The following is a 19,576-nucleotide window of genomic DNA, read 5'->3' as shown; positions in this document are numbered from 1 at the left end:
AGAAAGATATATGGACAATTCTCTGGAGAAATATGTGTTCAGAGGTTATTTTGATACTGATGGATCTGTTGTTCTCACCGACAATAACGGAACGCTCTATCCCAGATTGGAAACAAAGATATGTCCTTCGCCAATGCAGAATCAGTTGACTAAGATCCTAGAGAGTCAAGGATTTAATTTTGGAGCTTACGGAATTGGTAAAGGCAAAATCAGAATACAAATGAACGGCAAGGGTCAGTTAGCTAAATTTAGAGATGAGATAGGGTTTAAGAATAATAAGCATGTGCTAAAGGCGCAAGAAATAACTCGAAAGTGAAATAGCGGGGGAAGGATTTGAACCTTCGACCTCCGGGTTATGAGCCGTTCGCAATGTGCCGACAATCGGAACATTTCGACGAGCAATTAGGAGGTGAGCCATTCCGAGCAAGTCAGAAGACTTACCTTCTCCTGGCTGCTCCACCCCGCTATGATATTGTATCATTTAAGATGTTGACTCATTCTTTTAAACTAATCTATACTATCTTGCTGCTTATCTTGGTGATATACCCAGTTTTTGGTGCTTTCAAATAGTTCCTCAAATTCTTGTTTCTTAATTATTGGTTTATGTTCTTTCATTAGCTCGAACATTTTCCTGATATCTGATCTTGATCGCATTTGAATTCTGTAGCAGTTTTTCTTTCTATCCAAGTTATCTCCGACTCTTGAGACTTTCATTACTGGCGCAGTAAGTGATCTTTGTCTTTTAATTTCGTCAAGAATTTTCTTGCATGTATTGAAGATAAGAACCTGAGGTCTTTCTCTGCCATCCGGGTACTTTGTTAAATTAATCGTTCCTTCTCCATCAATAAGTCCTACTAGGTATTCATCTGTTATTTTTCTACATGAGTCTTTAGAACTGACCGATTTGCTTTTCATAGGTTAAAACTTGTTTATTTGGTTTTTAAACCTAGTTTGACTATTCCAGTAGTTCCGGTAGGAAAAACACATTAAAGAATCTAAGTTCCATATGACGTATTAATGCGAGAGATTTTAGGGCTTGATGAGGCGGCTAGAGGACCTGTGATAGGTTCTATGTTTATAGGTGGCTTCATGGTCGAAGAGGAGAAGCTAGATGAGATTAAGGATCTTGGTGTCAAGGATTCAAAGAAGCTGAGCGACAAGAAAAGAGAAAGACTTGCGAAAGAACTCAAGGAGATAGGAGAGCCGTTCCTGAAAGAAATTGAGGCTTCTGAAATAGATGAGCTTCGTGAAGTGATGAGTCTGAATGAGATTGAGATCCAAGGTTTCTGTGATGTTATTGAGCGATCGGATGCGGATAAGATACTTGTTGATCTTCCAGAACCAGACGGTGACCGGTTCATCAACAAGATGAAGAGAGAGTTGCCAGCCCGGTTCAGAGAAAGAGATTTTGTTGCGGAACATGGTGCAGATGACACTTATCCGATTGTTTCTGCTGCATCGATTATTGCGAAGTCGGCTAGGGAGAAACATATTGAGGAACTCCATTCAAAGTACGGTTATGATTTTAAGTCAGGTTATCCTCATGATTCACCGACTATCAGTTTTCTGGAGAAATACTTGGAGGAGAAAGGCAGGTTTCCTATTGAGACAAGGAAATCCTGGAGTACGGCAGAGAAAATTCTGAAGGAAGCAGGGCAGAAAGGATTAGAAGATTTCTGACCGATTTAAAAGTTGTTCCAGCTATTTGACTTATGGTAGCTACAGGTAAAATTTCCGGTACCAAAGCCAAGGTATGGGATGAGGAAGAAGCCGAAGAGGTTCACAGCAACTTCTATTATGGAAAGATAATTGAGGAGGAAGGTTACTTGGAGCTTTCACTTGTTGAAGCGCTTCACCTTGTTGACCGTGATGAACTGGAGATAGTTGAGGATGATGAAGTTCTCGACAGGGAGGAACTTTTCCAGAGATTCAGCGAGGAAGACGATGAGTTTGACCAGAAATATGCGGCTTACTCTGATCTCCGTGAAAGAGGTTTTATAGTGAAGACCGGTTTCAAGTTCGGCACTCATTTCAGGGTTTATCCTCGTGGAGTTAATCCCTACAAGGAAGGACCGAAGGAAGAAAGAGAACATACAAAGTGGATTGTACACGCTGTACCTGAAGATTACAACCAGAGCTACGAAAAGATGTCCCGCGCGGTGAGATTGGCTCACAATATCAGAGCCAAGATGTTATGGGCGATAGCCGATTCCGAGAGACAGGTAACCTACTATGAAGTTGAAAGAGTTACTCCCTAAGTCGCTCTTTCTATAAACGGATGGTTATTCAGAGTCAAAGTTGCACTGTCCTCTGCTAATGCCTTCACTTTAGGATCGCTGTAATTAAAGCCAAGTACTGTATCGTGATTCTCTCTATAGAGTTCAGGTTCCATTCTGACTTCGATAGGTATCTTCTCGCCGTTTTTCCTCAGCTCTCCTGAAATTGTTTTTCTCATTTCGGCGGTCTGTCCTGGTTCAAGATAATAATCCAATGCTCCAGGATTAACCTTTAACTCGGTTCTAGGCGTAGTCGAGTCAAGCTCTTCTCGAACTGTATAATCAATAATTGCTTCGTAACGCTGATCTGTCCCTGAAATTAGAGATACAGGTGATTCAAGCATTTCAACAATTTTATTACCTGAGAAACCTTTTCCACTCTTCTGCATATATAGTTTTTCGCCGTTATCGTAGATCAAGTTTGTATCCCTTCTTCCCACAAATTTACGTTGAGGATTTAAAAATCCTTGCGTCACATGAGCTCTAAGACGGTATTTCGGGTTCCAATTCTATCTCTGAGTCTACGGCCATACCATACGCCGATAAAAAGCCCTGCAAGATGTGCTGAAGATGCGAAAGCGCCAAATATTGGGACTTGATATCCGATCAATTTCAGAATTATCAGTATTGTTTCCATTCCACCGAAAGCGTAGAGAGCTGTCTTTATTTTCATCGGGAAGACGAAATAGAGAAGAACTTCGGCGTCCGGATAAACCATAGATACCGCTGCAAAGGTAGCTATTACCGCTCCAGATGCTCCTACTGCAGGTCCTAGGATACTGAGCGATCCACATGCCCCTGGAACTATGCATTGAAGAGCTGTGCCGTGTAACGCAAGCAAAATGTTTCTTACCACCACAAATCCCAGGCTAGCTATTATACCTGATCCTATATAGAATTTCAGAAGGTCTTTTCCTCCAATTAATTTTTCGAGAGGAGTTCCAAAGAAATAGAAGGTCACCATATTGGCGAAAAGATGAAACATCCCTCCATGCAGAAACATAACGGTTACAAGCGTCCAGGGCTGTGATAGAATATCAGCAAGAGCAGGTTTCAGTATCAGTAGATCGTAGAAAGAGTTTGAAGCCGATACTCCGACCAAGGCACTCTGTATAAGATACATTAGAGATGTGAAGGCAATTATCGTGACTGTGTAGTTGGTGCTGAAAATTCTCTTTAACTCATTTCTCCAGTTTCTTTTCCTGTAATTGGATTTCTTTTGGCTTGGCGCCGGTTTCTTGACTTTTTCTTCTTGGAACCATGAATCAGTCTCTTCTTTTTCCTCTTCAATCTTTTCATCCATCTTGGAGCAGTCATGTTTCTCCGGTAGACGGTGCTCTGAGCAGAACTTATCTCCACAGTATTTGCATGTGAAACTCATTGATTGCTTTCCGCATTCAGAGCATTTAGCCATGTCATTGTCTGCGCGACCTGTTTTTATGAAACCGTCCATTGACAGGCAAATTTACTGTAATCTATGAGAGAGCAACTTCAGTCTGCCATCGTACGGCTCGAAGAACTAGTCCATTTAAGAAAAACTTAGAGCCGAGAGGAGAGTTCATCCCTCAAGTTACTTATTTGTACTCTTTCCTGCCTCGTACTGTCTCGGTCCCTGATAGTCACAGTCTGAGGTTTATCTTCTAGAGTTTCGTAGTCAATTGTTACACAGTGAGGCGTGCCGACCTCGTCCTGTCTTCGGTAACGTTTGCCGATGTTTCCTGTGTCATCATACTTTACCGAAAAACCTGCCTCTCTCAAATGATCAGCCACTTCTTTGGCTTTCTGCCCCATTCCATCCTTATCCATCATCGGGAATACAGCGACCTTGGTGGGAGCAACCTCTTCCTCAAGATGTAACAGTTTTCTCTTTTCACCATCTATTTCATCCTCATCATAAGAATGTGCCAGAACGGTATAAACTATTCTATCGATACCGAAGGACGGCTCCACTATGTGAGGCAGGATATGCTCGCCGTTCCGGGTAACTGTTTTTCTCTCTAAACTACATTTGTCTTCAGGAATACTGTAGTTCTGTCCGTTGACTTCCACCTCTATCTCTGTCTCTTCGAAAGCTTCCGGATCCGTCTCTGCTTTTTCCTGAATTCTATCCTTGATTTTACCGGCTTCGTCACCGTATTCCGGGCCTAGGTAGCCCATATTGGGTGATATTTCTGTGACTTCTTCCTTCACAGGTTCGTCGTACTTCTTGAAGATTGTATAGTCTTCTTCTGAGTGCTCTTGGTGTTTCTTCAGATCGTAACACCCTCTGTATGCGAAACCGGTTATCTCGATCCATTTGTCATCTACCTTGCTTTCGGCGTCCCAGCAGTCACTGGCATAATGGGATAGTTCATCGTTCTGGTGCTGTCTGAACCTGAATCGTTCCATATCAACACCGATATAGTCATACCATTGTTTGGCTAAACCAAGGTAGTAGGCGATCCATTCGGATTCAACTATTTCCTCATCGACAGCTTCTCTGACGGTCATCTTTCTGACTTTTCCATCTTCTTTCTCCTGTTCTTCTTGGGAGTAAAGCTTGAGCTTTACGTTTTCTACATCCTCAATTGAGGGTTCATCTTCCTCAGGGTCAATAAAATGTTCAAGCTCTGCCTGTGTCAGCTCTCTTACCCTGACCAGACCCTGCCGTGGCGAGATTTCGTTCCTGTAGGATTTACCAATCTGTGTTATGCCGAATGGAAGCTCGTTCCTCATGTACTCCTTGAATCTTGGGAAGTCCACGAATATTCCCTGAGCTGTCTCAGGTCTTAGGAAACCTCTCTGTGAATCTCCTGGACCGATTGATGTCTCAAACATCAGGTTGAAGTCCTCAACCTTTTCACTGGCAAGGTTCTCGCTACATTCAGGACATTCAAGGTTATGCTCCTCGAAAAGCTGTTCAATCTTCTCTATTGACAGACCTTCCGCCTCGTCGATACCGGTTTGATCCTCTCTTATATGGTCTGCTCTGCTTGAGGTTCCACATTCGGGACATTTTATAATCATATCGTCAAATGTATCCAGATGTCCTGAAGCCTCGAAAACTGCTTCAGGCATTACTGTTGGAGCCTCGATTTCACGGTGTCCGAGGGAGTCCGAGAACTTTTTTCTCCAGGAGTTCTCAATGTTTCTTTTTAACTCGGCTCCTTCCGGACCGAATGTCTGGAAGCCGGCGACTCCTCCGTAGGCCTCGGCTGTCTGCGAATAGAAACCTCTGCGTTTCGATAGTTCAGTTATTTTTCTGCTTAAATTAGTCATAAAGATTCATTTTCCGAGAGAAATTTTTATAGCTAGGACCTAGAAGATTTCCTCCATATATCAAATTGCGGGCGGAGCATTTGTCCGTGATCTCTCCGGTGAAGAACTTTTGGCGGTAGAAGTATTGCAAAATTGATTTAAGAGTAAACTGTGTTTGTAGTAATATGCGGTTGAAAGGTGGATGCTTTTGGAATCCAGTATCTGAATAGATTTTCCAGCCCCAGCTTTATGCTTATTTCTCCAGCTCTGAATATTTCCTGGCGCAAATTATTGTCTCTTTGATTAAGGTAACTTTTCAGATCGCTTTAGATTTTATTAGCCTTAGCTATAGCTCTAGAAGCCTAAAGAAGGTCTTAAAGCTTTTTAAATCTTTTCTTACAATTAGAGATTGGTCGATAAGATGAGAAACGATTCGAAAGATGATAGAAAGAACGAAGCTGAAGTTTCACAGGGTGGATGCTTTTGGAGATCAAAATCTTGAAGAACTGACAAGAAAGCTGGTGAAATTCCGAACTGTAGAGGATAACTCCAACGAACTTGAGGAATCTACAAGTTTTGTTAAAGCGTTATTTGAATCAGAAAATTTGTACGTTAAAGAGTTTGAGAGCGGAAAGAAACCGTCTCTTTTGATTTCGACACACGATACTATGAAGCCAGATATCTTGCTCCATGGTCATCTTGATGTTGTCAGCGCAGATAAAAGGCTGTTTGAGCCTGAGGAAAAGAATGGTAAGCTATACGGTAGAGGGACCGCTGATATGAAGGGAGGTGTGGCCTGTGTAATCAAGACGATGAAGAAAATAAATGAGAAATCTTCTTCGTACAACGTAGCGATTCTGCTCACCACTGATGAGGAGTTAGGAGGTTTCAATGGTACAGGTTATTTGGTCGATCGGGGCTTGAAGCCGGGATTTGTTATATCAGCTGAGCCGGATGATTCTGGGAACTTCCCGAGTATAGTAACAAGGCAAAAAGGAGTCCTCCAGCTAAAGGTAGTTACAGAGGGAGAGTCTGCTCACGCTTCAAAGCCTGAGAAAGGAGTGAATGCGGCAGAAATTCTGATAGACAAATATCAGGAAATAAAGGATCTTTTCTCTGATGGAGATTTTCCAACTACAATAAATCTTGGGAAGCTTGAAGCAGGGAATGAGGTAAATAAAGTTCCGGAAGAAGCTCAGATGAATCTAGATGTGAGGTGCTCCCGGCAGTACACTGCTGATGAAGTCCTCAAAGATATTAGATCCATCAAGGGTATTAATGTAGAAATTACGGCTCGGGCTCCGATGATGGAAGTTTCGCCTGAAGACAGTAAGGTGAGAGAGCTGGCGAAAGCAGCAGGACAAATTTCCGGTAATGAGGTGGAACTGAGAAAGGAAGATTATGCCAGCGATATGCGATTTTTTACGTCTCGAGATATTCCAGCAGTCTGTTTTGGTCCTGAAGGATATCATTCACATAGTGAAAAAGAGTATGTGGAACTTGATAGCATGGACGAATATGTGGAGATAATTGAGAGATTTATAATGGAGGCAGAATCATGAATTTTGATTCTATAACGGTTAGAAAGGTCAGGTTACCTCTCCGGGAGCCGTTTGAAATAAGCTCTGGTACAGTAGAGGATAGAAATGTAGTGGTGCTGGAGGCTAAAAGAGATGATCTGAGATTCTATGGTGAGGCATCACCACAGTTCGCGCCCTTTTACAGTCATGAAACAACCGGATCCGCCTTTGAATTAGTCAAGGATTTTATTGTACCTGAAATTAAGAAGGCTACAGATATTCAGGACTACAACAGGAGAGTTGAGAAATACAAGGGCAACGAAATGGCAAAATCAGCTGGAGAGTTTCTTCTTTATCATGAGAGATCACTGCGGGAGGGAAAAGGTCTCGCTGACTTAATGGATGGATCAAAGAAAACCGCTGAAGTAGGAGTAAGTATAGGGATCAAAAGTTCGGTGGAAAAGCTTATTGAGGAGATGGAGCAAAGAGATTCAGAAGGCTACAACCGCTTCAAGATAAAAATAAATAAGGGAAAGGATATTGATTTTTTAGAGAAAGCTAGGGACAGATTTCCGGATGCAGATATATCTGTAGATGCAAATGCTTCTTACAGCAAAGATAATTTTGACGACTTGAAGGCATTAGATAGATTTGATCTGGAAATGATTGAACAGCCGTTGCATCACAGAGATTTGCATAATCATTCCAATCTGGCAGATGTCCTTGAAACTCCAATATGCCTTGATGAGTCTATAAGGAGTGCTGAAGAAGCAAGAAAAGCTGTGAAATTAGGTTCATGCAGTATAATTAATCTGAAGCCTCAGAGAGTTGGCGGTTTGATGGAATCTCAGAGAATCAATAGAATTGCGAGAGAGGGAGGACTTAATCTTTGGATTGGGGGTCTAGTCGAAACAGGTATAGGTGCTTCATTTGCTCTTGCATCGGCGTCTTTGAGTGAGGTAAATATGAGGAATGATATTTCTCCGTCTTCACGCTACTTTGAGGAAGATGTAATCGAGTCCGGTATCGAAATGAAAGGCGGATCTATAGATATACCAGGAAAACCGGGTCTCTATTCCAGTGTAGATAGAGCGAAGCTTGAAAAATTTACAGAAAAGAAGGTCAGTATAGAGGATGAATAAAACATGCCTGATATAGATCCATGGGGAGACGTCGAGATAGGAAACTACAACGAAAAGATGGAGAAGTTTGGAATAGAGCCGATTGGAGAGGTTGAGGATCGGCTTCCGGATCACAGATTTATCCGCAGAAATATTGTTTTCGGCCACAGAGATCTAGATGTGCTGCTGGACGCCAGAGATGAAGGAGAAGAGTTCGCAATGATGACTGGTATAATGCCTTCCGGGATCTTCCATTTCGGCCACAAATGCGTAGTTGACCAGATAAAGATGTATCAAGAAATGGGTGCTCAGATCACGATCGCTGCAGCGGATATTGAGGCGTACAATACTAGAGATATGAGTCTGGAAGAATCTCGAAAACTAGTTGTAGAGGAGTATCTGAAAAATTATGTTGCACTGGGTATAGATCTGGAGAAGGTCGATTTCTACTTCCAGAGCCAGGCAGGTAACAACCATTTTGCCAGATCCAAGATGTTCTCGAAGTATCTTACCCAGAATCAAGTCGAGGCGACTTACGGTGACGCCGAACCCGCAAAGATTGCATCTTCCACGATGCAGTACGCCGATATTCTTAGACCTCAATTTAAAGAGAACGGCGGTGAGAAACCAACGGTTGTACCGATTGGACTAGATCAAGATCCACATATCAGGCTTACTCGAGATGTAGCATCTAAGTACCGTGATCAGGATTTTATCAAACCATCTTCTACTTATAACAAGTTCATGAGAGGTCTCCAAGGAGGAAAAATGAGTTCCTCAGATCCAAAGAGTTATATCGCATTAACTGATACTATTGAAGACGCCAAGCAGAAAATCGATCAGGCGAAGACCGGAGGAAGAGATACACTTGAAGAACATCGAGAGAAAGGCGCGAAGCTTGATGAAGATATGGTATTCGAACTGTTGACTTTCCATCTGATCAAGGATGACTCCGAACTGCAGAGGATTAGAGACGAATACTCTTCAGGAGAAATGCTTTCAGGAGAACTGAAACAGATAGCGAAAGACAAGATTGAGGAGTTCCTAACTGAACACCACAGGAAAAGAGAAGAGGCAGGTCCAAAGGTTGAGCAGTATGTTGATCAGAACTTCGACTTTGAAATCTAGAAAACAACTTTAAACCAGCTATCGCCATTGACTAGTATGCTGCCGGAACTGATCTACAGGGAGGAACAGCATGATAACTATCTACTTCTTTCCGCCTTAGGGTTGACCTCTGGACTTCTCGGGTTCTCTGTCGCAAACTTCCTACTTCCTGAAAATGTATCAGTTCTGGCCGTTGTATTTGCGGCTATACCGCTTTTGTACCCACTTACTAGGAGCTTTTTAGAGGATGAGGAGAACGGAAGACCACATCTTGACGAAGGGTTGCAATATGGTTCGCTCTTTATTGGGGAAACTCTGGCATTCTTTTTACTCGCATTTTTTGTGGCGCCGGAAAACTTTAGCGTTCAGATAACACAGTTTGCAGCTGATCTTGAGATGATGGGTATTCAGAATCTTGGAGGATCAAGCCTGAAAGAAATCACAGGTATGGTTGCAGCGGAGGCACAGTTTATCTCTATACTTCTGCACAACCTGGCGGTTTTTACCGTGATATTGGTTGTATCAGCTCTCGTGAGCTCCTCAGGAGCATTTATCCTCACTTGGAACGCTTCAGTTCTCGGAGTATTCATGGGGATCTTGGCGAAGAAACTCAACGGCCTGGAAATCCTAATCGGTGCAGGAGATGTTCCCCCACCTCTAGCATATATTCCGCATGCATCGCTTGAGATGGCAGGTTTTATAGTCGCTGGTATAACAGGATCTCTAATCTCGGCCGCTATCTACCGCGAACATTTCGATCAGGATACATGGATAGATTATGGAAAACTAATTGCTGTAGGAGTTACTCTGATTCTCGTGGCTGCAGCACTGGAAACTGCGTAAATATTAAAGCTTGAAGCCCAAACTGGTTCGATGTGAGATTATCTCCTCAGGCAAAAGAAATTCTAGAACAGCTTAAACAGCATTCGGAACTAACGGTTGAAGATTTGGAAGATGAAGGCTATGACCAGAGCATGGTTAATAGAGCTGCAATAGAGCTTGAGGAAAAAGAACTGATAGAGGTGGAGAAAGATGAAATTCTCGGTTATGATCTCACTGAAGAGGGAGAAAAAATAATCGAAAAAGGGTCTCCAGAATACCAGCTTGTTGAAAAAGTAAGGAAAGGGGAGAACCGGTTCTCTGAGCTACAGGACATAGATCTGGATTTGGCTCTCGGAAAAGCTCGGGATAAAAATCTGGTGGAGATAAATCAGGGAGTGGTAGAACTGACCGAGATAGGGGAAGAATACGAAGATGAGACAAAAAAGAGACTTGAGGAAGACGATTTCACGAATGAAGACGAGGAGAGAGGGCTGGTAAGGGCAGATATTACTACTCGTAGAGAACTGTTGATAACTGAAAAAGGCTCTGAAACTGACCTTGATGAGATAGAAGAAGATTTCAATGTCAAGGCGAGAACGAAGACTCCGAGAACAGGTAAAAAGCATTACTATAGAGAGATTATCTCTTATGCAAGGCAGACCTGGCTGGAAATGGGGTTTCAGGAGATGAAGGGAAACTACATAGTACCAGGTTTACTGAACTTTGACGCTCTCTACACACCCCAGGATCATCCAGCCAGAGAACTCCATGACACTTTCTTTGTGGAGAGGCCTGGCAAATCCGATCTATCGGAGTATGGAGACAAAGTCAACCACATAAAGCAGACTCATGAAGATGGCTGGGAGACGGGCAGCCACGGTTTCGGTTACGACTGGAATAAAGAAGAAGCAAAGAAAAACTTGCTCAGAACCCATACAACCGCAATCTCCGCCCAGCGACTCCACCAGATAGATATTAATGAAGAAGAACTGCCGAAAAAATTCTTCATAATTGGCAGAAACTTTAGAAACGAGACTGTTGATCGAACCCATCTCGCAGAGTTTTATCAAACCGATGGAATCGTCGTAGGGAAGAATCTCAACTTTGCGAATCTGAAAGGATATATCTCAGAGTTCTTCGAGAAAATGGGTTACGATGAGTTCCGTTTAATTCCGGCTTACTATCCCTACACTGAGATGAGTGTGGAAGTACAGGTATGGGATGAAGAAGACGAGGAATGGCTTGGAATGGGAGGAGCCGGAATGTTCCGTCCAGAAGTAGTGAAACCGATGCTAGGCTTCGAGGCAAAAGTTCTGGCTTGGGGACTAGGAATTCCGAGAATTGCCTTCAAGGCAGCAGGATTATCAGATATCAGAGAGCTCTACAGAAACGACATCAATACAATCAATGAAACACCGGTCTGGAGGCCGGAGGTCGAAAAATGATGAAAACAAAAATCTCGTCAATTGTTTCGAATAGCAGAAAACCGGAGGTTTTCAAATAATGAGCAATATCAAGATCAACAAGAAGGAGTTTACAGAACTGGTTGGTCAGGAGTTTTCAGATCAAAAACTGGATGAGGAGGCATCTTTCCTCGGATCACACTGGAATCATGTTGAGGGAGACAAATGGGATGTAGAAGTATACCCTAACCGGCCCGATCTTCTCTCCGTAGAAGGTCTTTCCAGAGCATATAGAGGTTTCTTCGGGATAGATACAGGATTGGAAGGCTACAATGTGAATAAAGGAGATATCCACATCGAAGTAGATGGATCCGTTGAAAATGTAAGACCTCATATTGGATGTGCAGTTGTACGTGATCTTGATCTAACTGAAAGAATGATAAACGGTCTGATACAGCTGCAGGAGAAATTGCATGAAACGATGGGAAGAAGAAGAGAGAAGCTGGCGATCGGACTCCACGATCTCTCTGCAATCGAACCACCTTTCGAATACAAAGCAGTTGAGGCTGAAACAGTTTCCTTTACGCCTCTGGAACATGAGAAAGAAATGCAGCTCGGAGAGATTCTGGATGAACACGAAAAAGGCCGAGAATACAGCTGGGTACTTGAGGATGAGGACAAATACCCCATCATTGTTGATTCAGAGGATCAGGTACTCAGCTTCCCACCGATAATTAACAACCAGCTGACAGAGGTTCACAGCGGAACAACAGATTTATTCATCGATGTTACGGGTAAGGACAGAGACAAAGTGCAGAAAGCTTTGAATATAATAGTTACAGCGCTGGCGGAGAGAAACGCCCGGATTGATTCTGTGAAAGTTAATGATGAGAGAATGCCGGATCTATCCCCTGAAGAATTCGAGCTTGATCCAGAGTACTTGAGGGAAGTATCAGGACTTGATCTTTCTAAGACAGAGATCATCAACCGACTGAAGAAGATGAAGTTTGGCGCAAAGGCAGGGAGTGAAATCAAGGTGAAAGTTCCTTGCTACAGAGCGGACATAATGCATCAGTATGACCTGATCGAAGATGTGATTATTGCACATCGCTATACAAATATAAAACCAGAAATCCCGAACATCGACCAGATCGGGGATAAACAAAGGATAGAAAATCTGTCAAAGATAATTAGAGATTCGATGGTTGGAACAGGCGCGCTCGAGGCATTGACATACTTACATGAGAACGAAAAGAATCTCACCTCGATGATCCAGAAAGAAGATGACGGTAATTACGTAAAGATAGAGAACCCGCTCTCAGAGGAGTACTCAGCTGTCCGACATCTAATGTTTCCCTCACTGCTCCAGGTCCTGAAACAAAACAGGCACAACGGCTATCCACAGAATTTCTTTGAAACCAGTGATGTGGTGGAAACAGATGATTCTGATATAGGTGCTTCCGAAAAAAGAAAATTGGGTTATGTCGAATCCGGTTCCGACATCGGCTTTACAGATGTGAGAAAAAAGCTTCAGGTTCTTGAGAGAGATCTCGGTATCGAAATTGAAGTGAAGGAAGATAATAAGCCATTCTTTAGAGCAGGTCGTTCGGGTAGACTGATCTTAGACAGTGAGGAAATTGGTTTTATTGGAGAGTTTTCGCATAAGGTCTTGGAAAACTGGGAACTGGAGATGGAAACTGCTGGCTTCGAACTTGACCTGGAGAAAATTAGAGAGGAAAGGTAGCGTCGGTACTCAAAATTCGATTGTCGAGGACTCTCTAAACTTAAATCTTCGATTTGTCGAGTCCCGCAGGGCTCGTCATCCGCTACACTTGATTTATCATCCTTTGATCTCTGATTCTACCGGCATAATTAGCCATGCTACAAGATAAGCTAGTGCTCCTGCGCCTGTTGTGAGGACTATAAACAGTGTAACCAGTCTTACTAGTGTTGGATCAACGTCGTATACTTCAGCGATTCCACCGCAAACTCCTCCTAGCATTTTATCGGATTCGGATCGATAAATTCTGTTTTCTGCCATAAACAATTATTATTAATTGAGTTTTTTAGAGTAATGGTAGAAACGAGAAAAGGTAAGAGAATTTATTTGGTCTCTTCCCCATAAGCGACTTGATAGTCATGAAGCTCGTCTTCTTCAAACCAGATCTCAATTTCTCTTTCTGCTTCGCCTGGTTCTGAAGCGTGGATTATATTCTTGTAATGTTTTCCTTCCTCATCTGCGTGATCCATTGACATATGTCCGAACTTGCCTCTGATTGTCGATGGATGTGCCTCTCTATTAGAGGTGTCTCCCACAATTTTTCTAACGTTTTCTGCTGCATGCACTCCTTCAAGGACTATAGCTATGATAGGCCCTTCCTGCATGTACTCTGCAAGTCCTTCGTAGAAAGGTTTGTCGACATGTTCTTCGTAGTGTTTCTCAAGTAGCTGGTCGGTCGCCTGAACCATTTTTATGCCAGAGATCTTGAACCCGGCGGTCTCAAAATGCTCAATGACCTCTCCTACAATACCCCTCTTTACAGCATCAGGTTTAAGCGCGACAAATGTCCTTTCAACATATTTTGCGTCTACCATTTTTGATCATCTCTTGTGAATAAGATGGCTTCTGCAAGCTTTTTAAACTAAATTAGCTTTTGGCGTTTAAACTGCGGTAGAAAGTTTTCTCACACGGTAGAACATCAATTTTATCGTTCTCAACCCATTCCGAAGCCGTCTGATTCTGGTACTCTACCACTTCAGTCCATTCCATGCCGGACATAGAGGAATCACAAGTTCTGTATGCTCGAAGCATCAGCTCGGATTCAACTTTTCGATAATAATTCTCTGTACCTGGCTCAGGATTCTCATAGCTATCATAGTTGTAAGTGGTATGTGATCTCTTTTCCAGTCCAAGACAGACACCCGTCCCTATCCCAACACATTCCGTCTTGACTTCGGTATATCCAACTTTGACCGGTTCGCTGGGGACCGTAGAATTTTTTATCCCCGCCGCGGTCACGATAATCAGAATACTTATACCGATGAAAAACAGATTTTTTTCCAGTCCCTCGGAAAGATCCGTATTCATGATTACAAATTTAGTTAGGTATCTTTTAAATTGTGTTTTACCTAGGAGTCAATTTATCAATCTTCACAGAGAAGTTGAAAACAGGGATGCAGTTAGGAACAATAGAGGGAAAGGTTAACACTTCTACATTCAATTTTCGGGCCACAGAGGAAGTGAAGAAATTTGATTTCGTTTCGGTTAAGAGCGATGACAAATGGATACTGGCCCAAGTAGAAGAAGTGGAGAAGAAACCGGATGGAGAAACGATAGCAAAAGCAAGTATAATCGGATATCGGAACAAAGGCCTTACGAAGGCGCCGAGAAGAGTGATTGAGCCTGATTCTATAGTCTACGCGGCAGATCAGGAACTGATCTCTGATACTCTCGGTCTTGAGGAGAACGGCTTGAAGATTGGAAATCTTGAGACAAACCCAAATATTGATATTCACGTGAATAAGGACGATTTCTACAAGCATTTTGCTGTATTAGCTCAAACCGGAGCCGGAAAGTCGTACTCGGTTGCTGTCCTGATTGAGGAAATGCTAGAAAAGAATTTACCGGTTATGGTGGTTGATCCTCATGGTGAGTTCAATTCTCTTTCCCGCCCTAACCTAGATAATGAGGATGAAAGTCAGAGAAAAGGCTATGATGTAAATGAGTACTCGCCAAATACTGACATAAATCAGGAAGCACTGCCTCTGTCTTTTTCCTCGATTAATATGGAGAAAAAGGAGCTTCTGGACGTAATACCTGATTCATTGACCAATTCCCAGATGGGTGTGCTCTATAATGCTTTGAAGAGGCTCAGAGATAAAGATGAGTATTATAATCTGAATGATATAATGGATGAGGTCTCTAATGAGGACTCAACCGCCAAATGGAATCTTTTGAACTCGCTGGAGCAGTTGGAGAGATCCGGGCTTTTCTCCGAGGATGCGATAGATCTCAAGGATTTACTGGAGCCGGGCGAGGCAACTATAATTAACCTGAAAGCTGTAGAGCCTGAAAATGCTGAAATGACGATGTTCATGATCGCTAAGCGTATGTTCCAGCTGAGAAAGGAGAACAAGATTCCGCCATTCATAATGGTAATAGAAGAAGCACATAATTTTGCTCCGGAAAAAGGATTTGAACAGGCTTTAAGCAACAAGATACTCAGGAAGATCGCCTCAGAGGGCAGAAAGTTTGGTCTTGGAATCGGAGTTATCTCTCAGAGACCGGCAAGAATCGATAAGAATGTTCTCAGTCAGTGTAATACTCAGTTCATCCTCAGGGTTACAAATCCAAACGATCTCAAAGCTATTTCTAAGTCGTTTGAAGGTATTACCAGCGAGGTCGAATCAATGATCAAATCGCTACCGCCAGGTGTTGCCTTTGTTCTGGGGAACGAGTACCCTGTTATGACAGATATCAGGTTAAGGAATTCGAAACATGGAGGGACAACTCAGACAACTGAGAACTATGAACAGAAGGAGAAAGTAACAATGTTCGAGACTGAGAAATCGTTGCAGGAAGTCGAAACTGAGAAAGGCCAGAAATACAATAAAACCTATTATCCTCTTTACCTTCAAGAAACAGTCAATGAAAAAATTCTGTATGATGCTGTAAGCGGGGAAGAAAAGGCCGAAATGAATAAGGTATCGGATAAGGAAAGAAAGGTACTCGAGCATATTCAAGATGGAATGAATAAAAGTGAGATTATGGAGGAACTTGATGTAACATTGTCAAAGACAACCTCAATTATCAAATCTCTCAGAAAGAAAGAGAGAGTGAAAAATGGACAGCTGGAGCCGATGGAAAGTATATTTGAAAACGCCATTGTAGAGGAAAGGGTGGAGAAAGAAAAACTGATAGATGTAGATAAAGAGCCGGAAGAGGTTGGGCTTAATGAAGCAGAGATTGTCTATTATCCTTATTATTCGAGTGGTGAAAATGTCTATGATCCGGTTCTGGAGAAAGAGGTCTGATCTACCAGTTCAATTAAAAGAATTGCCTGAGCTAACGTTTTGTGACGCTTATTGGGTTCGTGGTCTAGTTGGTTATCCAAGGTTTAGCTCGGCTATCTTTGGACTAAGACGTCGCCCTTACAAGGCGAAGATCCCCAGTTCGAATCTGGGCGAACCCATTTGTCTTTGACATCCAGACGAAAACCATGAACTGTTGTCACCACCAAGTACTTAAACTTTCAGGAGCTACAACTAGATATGTCCAATCAACTAAAACAAGTAATAGTAATCAGAGATGATCTAGACATAAGCCGAGGAAAACAGATTTCACAATCATGTCACGCATCGGTTGGAGCCTATAGAAAAGCGGATTCTAATATTATTTCCGATTGGGAATCTGGAGGTGGGAAGAAAGTGGTGGTTTCATCTGGAGAAAGAAAGCTGGAAGATTTATATGCAGAGACTAAGAGTAAAGATATACCTGCTTGTTTAGTGAATGATGCAGGCTTGACAGAAGTTGAACCTGGTACTGTGACAGCACTTGGAATTGGTCCTGATAAGGAAAACAAAATAGATAGTATGACGGGAGAACTGGAGCTTGTAGGTTAAAAAAATGATGGAAAAGTTGATGGAATGGGAGTATAACACGGAAATGCCTGGAATAGAGGGTGAGATAAAGGAACAGGTAAACGATTTTATAGTAGAAGAACTAGCCTCGCATCAGACAGATGTAGACGGAGATCATCTAATAGTGAAGCTGAGAAAACAGAACATGACCACTATGGAGGCTGTTTCCAAGCTATCCAACATGCTCCATATTTCAAAGAATAGGATAGGATATGCAGGAAACAAAGACAAGAGAGCTGTAACTGAACAGCATATCTCGATACAGGGAGTATCACAGGAGGATGTTAACCAGATATTTACAGATGAGTTTGAACTTGAGGTAGTAGGTAGAAACGGACATGTCGGTTTGGGAAACCTTGATGCAAACAGATTTGAGATAGCTTTGAGGCAGTTAAAACTTCCTATGGAGGATCTCAGAAGCCGTGCGCTGAAGATAGTTGAAGAAATGGACAGCAAGTTCCCCAACTATTTCGGGAAACAAAGATTTGGATCCGCAAGACCTATCACACATCAGGTCGGACGACTTATTCTACAGGAAAAATATGAGGAGGCGGTATGGACATATATAGCCAAACCATATGATCAAGAGTACAAGAGTATAAGAAAAATAAGGGATGAGCTCTGGGAGACACGTGAGGTAGAGGATGCAGCAGAGAAATTCCCGGAACAGTACAGGTACGAGAAAGCACTTCTTTATCACTTGACCAAGAATCCTGGCGACTATAAAGGAGCTATCAAACGGCTTCCGGATGGTCTACAGCAGCTTTTCGTACATGCTTATCAGTCATGGGTATTCAACCGTGCGCTTTCACAGTTGGTTGAAAACGGTTGGTATGAGCCCGAGTATGAAATTCCTCTGGTAGGGTACAAAACCGATCTCAAAGACGGAAAGCCTGAAAACTTAATTGAGAAAGTTCTTGAGGAAGAAAACGTCTCACAGGAAGATTTCAGACTACAGAACTTCCCAGATCTCAGAAGCGAAGGGACCTACAGAAGGGCATTCGCCGATTTCAGGAACTTTGATGTTCTCGAGATTGGAGAAGATAATCTCAATATGAACATGAACAAAATGACAGTCAAGTTCGACCTTCCTAAGGGAGCTTACGCAACCGTTTTCCTGAGAGAGATAATGAAGAACGACTGAATCTACCACAATGAATATTCCAGACAAAAGTACTAAGCTGGAAAAATTATTCGATATCAGACTTTTACTGGTGCTCTTTCTCCTTTTCACTTCATCTATCGCTTACACAGCTGCTCTTGAGTGGGACGAAGGCTCGTTTTTGACGAACGCTGAATACTTCTCTGGTGACAGTTCCAACTTTGAGGAAAGTAGACCCGCAGCAGTATCATATGCAGTTTCGGGAATATGGCTTTTAACCGGAGAAAGCACATTCTCGGCACGTTTTATCGTTGTTCTTGCTGGAATTGGCTGTATCGTAGTTTTTCACAGAATAGCGCTGGAAGAATTTGATGAACCACTTCGGATAACCGCAGTTTTTGCTTTCTCACCTCTTCTGTTGTACTGGTCCGCTCATATCTACACGGATGTTCCAGCCCTACTTTTCCTACTCGGATCATTCTATATGTTTCAAAGAGACAGACATTTCTTAGCGGGAATACTAATTTCGATCGCCGGCACTGTTAGGTACGTGTTCTTAGTCCTTGCTATAGGGATGGGAGTAGGCTATATTCTAGAGAGAAGAAACAGGATTTCACAGCCAATATTAGGTGGTTTGATGGGTTCCGCACCGTTTCTTCTGTACAGCAAGATTTACTACGAAGGATTTTTCGCCCGTATCATAATGTATCTGACACGGGTCTCACACTGGTCGGATTCCGGATTCGTGGCCTCAGTTGTACCAGGTGTAAAATCAGGTCTATTCACACTTTCAGGACTAATACCGGCGCTGTACCCGGGCTGGAAAGATACCGGATTAACTGAGAAATCGATGATTACTGCATATACGATATTTATTATATTTATTTCAGGTAACTCCTACCCTCGGTACTGGCTCGCTATTCTACCCTTTCTTCTACTCGTAGCATATAGAGGCCTAGATAGAAAGTTTTTCTACCTTGCTTCTGCTATCATGCTGATTACCTCAGGTTTTGGAGTTGTGACGGATGGGATGAATCATCAGAGATGTGAAGAGCCGCTTGAAAATGCCTTGGACTACTCCTCAGATCTAGAGGGAAAGTTTGTCTCCGATAGCTGGGCGATAGCCGGATACAGACTTGATAAGCCTGTGATGTCTCCATGGAAGAGTCTTTCTGAACTAAGAGATGAGGAGGATGTAAAGTACGCTGTCCTATCCTCGGATGAACCCTACGAGATAATGAAATCCTTCTCCAATAACTGCAGGAATTATTATGTCTACGATCTAGAGAGGCCAAAAGCTTAACCGGTATCCACCGACCCTATTTATTAGTCTGGGACTGATTTTTTT

Annotated in this window: 20 protein-coding genes and 1 tRNA gene; 14 read left to right on the top strand and 7 right to left on the bottom strand. The window is 42.6% G+C overall.

Annotated features, from left to right (window positions below):
* Nucleotides 1–10: 10 nt before the first annotated feature.
* Nucleotides 11–316, top strand: a complete 306-nt coding sequence (locus BRC29_04980; GenBank protein PSG99443.1) for a hypothetical protein — start codon at nucleotides 11–13, stop codon at nucleotides 314–316.
* A 191-nt stretch (nucleotides 317–507) separates the two neighbouring features.
* Here BRC29_04980 and BRC29_04975 read toward each other — a convergent pair whose 3' ends face one another.
* Entirely contained in the window at nucleotides 508–915 is a 408-nt protein-coding gene (locus tag BRC29_04975; protein ID PSG99442.1) for a hypothetical protein, read from the bottom strand.
* A gap of 102 nt (nucleotides 916–1,017) precedes the next feature.
* On the opposite strand from BRC29_04975, the gene BRC29_04970 reads away from it, so the two are divergent.
* Both BRC29_04970 and endA read left to right on the top strand, forming a co-directional pair.
* A complete protein-coding gene (locus BRC29_04970; protein ID PSG99441.1) occupies nucleotides 1,018–1,680 on the top strand; it encodes a ribonuclease HII in 663 nt (220 codons plus the stop codon).
* Between the two features lie 32 nt (nucleotides 1,681–1,712).
* Nucleotides 1,713–2,258: a tRNA-intron lyase gene (gene endA, locus BRC29_04965; protein ID PSG99440.1), complete on the top strand. Its 546-nt coding sequence runs from the start codon at nucleotides 1,713–1,715 to the stop codon at nucleotides 2,256–2,258.
* Here endA and BRC29_04960 read toward each other — a convergent pair.
* The 3 genes from BRC29_04960 to glyS all read right to left on the bottom strand — a co-directional run bounded on the left by BRC29_04960 (nucleotide 2,255) and on the right by glyS (nucleotide 5,534).
* The gene (locus BRC29_04960) at nucleotides 2,255–2,716 is read right to left on the bottom strand and encodes a hypothetical protein (protein ID PSG99439.1); all 462 of its coding nucleotides are present in this window, start codon (nucleotides 2,714–2,716) and stop codon (nucleotides 2,255–2,257) included. The two genes, endA and BRC29_04960, sit on opposite strands and share 4 nt — an antisense overlap.
* Nucleotides 2,717–2,748: 32 nt before the next feature.
* On the bottom strand, nucleotides 2,749–3,729 hold the full coding sequence (locus BRC29_04955; protein PSG99438.1) for a hypothetical protein: 981 nt from the start codon (nucleotides 3,727–3,729) through the stop codon (nucleotides 2,749–2,751).
* 86 nt (nucleotides 3,730–3,815) lie between these two features.
* Complete coding sequence (glyS, locus tag BRC29_04950) at nucleotides 3,816–5,534, bottom strand: glycine--tRNA ligase (protein PSG99437.1); 1,719 nt, start codon at nucleotides 5,532–5,534, stop codon at nucleotides 3,816–3,818.
* 419 nt (nucleotides 5,535–5,953) lie between these two features.
* On the opposite strand from glyS, the gene BRC29_04945 reads away from it, so the two are divergent.
* From BRC29_04945 to BRC29_04920, 6 genes are read left to right on the top strand one after another with little or no spacing between them, the layout of a single operon-like run.
* On the top strand, nucleotides 5,954–7,075 hold the full coding sequence (locus BRC29_04945) for a hypothetical protein (GenBank protein ID PSG99436.1): 1,122 nt from the start codon (nucleotides 5,954–5,956) through the stop codon (nucleotides 7,073–7,075).
* Nucleotides 7,072–8,175 (top strand): o-succinylbenzoate synthase, encoded by a 1,104-nt coding sequence (gene menC / locus BRC29_04940; protein ID PSG99435.1) that lies wholly within the window; start codon nucleotides 7,072–7,074, stop codon nucleotides 8,173–8,175. The genes BRC29_04945 and menC overlap by 4 nt, the downstream gene beginning before the upstream one ends.
* Nucleotides 8,176–8,178: 3 nt before the next feature.
* Nucleotides 8,179–9,282, top strand: a complete 1,104-nt coding sequence (trpS, locus tag BRC29_04935; protein PSG99434.1) for a tryptophan--tRNA ligase — start codon at nucleotides 8,179–8,181, stop codon at nucleotides 9,280–9,282.
* 36 nt (nucleotides 9,283–9,318) lie between these two features.
* Nucleotides 9,319–10,104, top strand: a complete 786-nt coding sequence (locus BRC29_04930; protein PSG99433.1) for a hypothetical protein — start codon at nucleotides 9,319–9,321, stop codon at nucleotides 10,102–10,104.
* Between the two features lie 32 nt (nucleotides 10,105–10,136).
* Nucleotides 10,137–11,528, top strand: coding sequence for a phenylalanine--tRNA ligase subunit alpha (locus BRC29_04925; GenBank protein ID PSG99432.1), 1,392 nt, complete (start codon nucleotides 10,137–10,139; stop codon nucleotides 11,526–11,528).
* A gap of 58 nt (nucleotides 11,529–11,586) precedes the next feature.
* The gene (locus BRC29_04920) at nucleotides 11,587–13,230 is read left to right on the top strand and encodes a phenylalanine--tRNA ligase subunit beta (GenBank protein PSG99431.1); all 1,644 of its coding nucleotides are present in this window, start codon (nucleotides 11,587–11,589) and stop codon (nucleotides 13,228–13,230) included.
* Between the two features lie 96 nt (nucleotides 13,231–13,326).
* Here the strand turns inward: BRC29_04920 and BRC29_04915 are convergent, their stop codons facing one another.
* The 3 genes from BRC29_04915 to BRC29_04905 form a co-directional block, all read right to left on the bottom strand.
* On the bottom strand, nucleotides 13,327–13,527 hold the full coding sequence (locus BRC29_04915) for a PspC domain-containing protein (protein ID PSG99430.1): 201 nt from the start codon (nucleotides 13,525–13,527) through the stop codon (nucleotides 13,327–13,329).
* 62 nt (nucleotides 13,528–13,589) lie between these two features.
* Nucleotides 13,590–14,081: a nucleoside-diphosphate kinase gene (locus BRC29_04910; protein PSG99429.1), complete on the bottom strand. Its 492-nt coding sequence runs from the start codon at nucleotides 14,079–14,081 to the stop codon at nucleotides 13,590–13,592.
* 52 nt (nucleotides 14,082–14,133) lie between these two features.
* The gene (locus BRC29_04905) at nucleotides 14,134–14,574 is read right to left on the bottom strand and encodes a hypothetical protein (GenBank protein ID PSG99428.1); all 441 of its coding nucleotides are present in this window, start codon (nucleotides 14,572–14,574) and stop codon (nucleotides 14,134–14,136) included.
* 32 nt (nucleotides 14,575–14,606) lie between these two features.
* Between BRC29_04905 and BRC29_04900 the strand changes: the two genes are divergently transcribed.
* The 5 genes from BRC29_04900 to BRC29_04880 all read left to right on the top strand — a co-directional run bounded on the left by BRC29_04900 (nucleotide 14,607) and on the right by BRC29_04880 (nucleotide 19,531).
* Nucleotides 14,607–16,520, top strand: coding sequence for an ATPase (locus BRC29_04900; GenBank protein PSG99427.1), 1,914 nt, complete (start codon nucleotides 14,607–14,609; stop codon nucleotides 16,518–16,520).
* An 80-nt stretch (nucleotides 16,521–16,600) separates the two neighbouring features.
* Nucleotides 16,601–16,678 (top strand) — tRNA-Val (locus BRC29_04895).
* 79 nt (nucleotides 16,679–16,757) lie between these two features.
* Nucleotides 16,758–17,108, top strand: a complete 351-nt coding sequence (gene pth2, locus BRC29_04890) for an aminoacyl-tRNA hydrolase (protein ID PSG99426.1) — start codon at nucleotides 16,758–16,760, stop codon at nucleotides 17,106–17,108.
* A 4-nt stretch (nucleotides 17,109–17,112) separates the two neighbouring features.
* Nucleotides 17,113–18,270, top strand: coding sequence for a tRNA pseudouridine(13) synthase TruD (locus tag BRC29_04885; protein ID PSG99425.1), 1,158 nt, complete (start codon nucleotides 17,113–17,115; stop codon nucleotides 18,268–18,270).
* Between the two features lie 10 nt (nucleotides 18,271–18,280).
* A complete protein-coding gene (locus tag BRC29_04880) occupies nucleotides 18,281–19,531 on the top strand; it encodes a hypothetical protein (GenBank protein ID PSG99424.1) in 1,251 nt (416 codons plus the stop codon).
* Nucleotides 19,532–19,576 lie beyond the last annotated feature (45 nt).

Source organism: Nanohaloarchaea archaeon SW_7_43_1, from assembly GCA_003009795.1.
Taxonomy (GTDB): Archaea; Nanohalarchaeota; Nanosalinia; order Nanosalinales; family Nanosalinaceae; genus SW-4-43-9.
The sequence above is the reverse complement of the archived record's forward strand: the minus strand, read 5'-3'. Positions and strand labels throughout refer to the sequence as shown.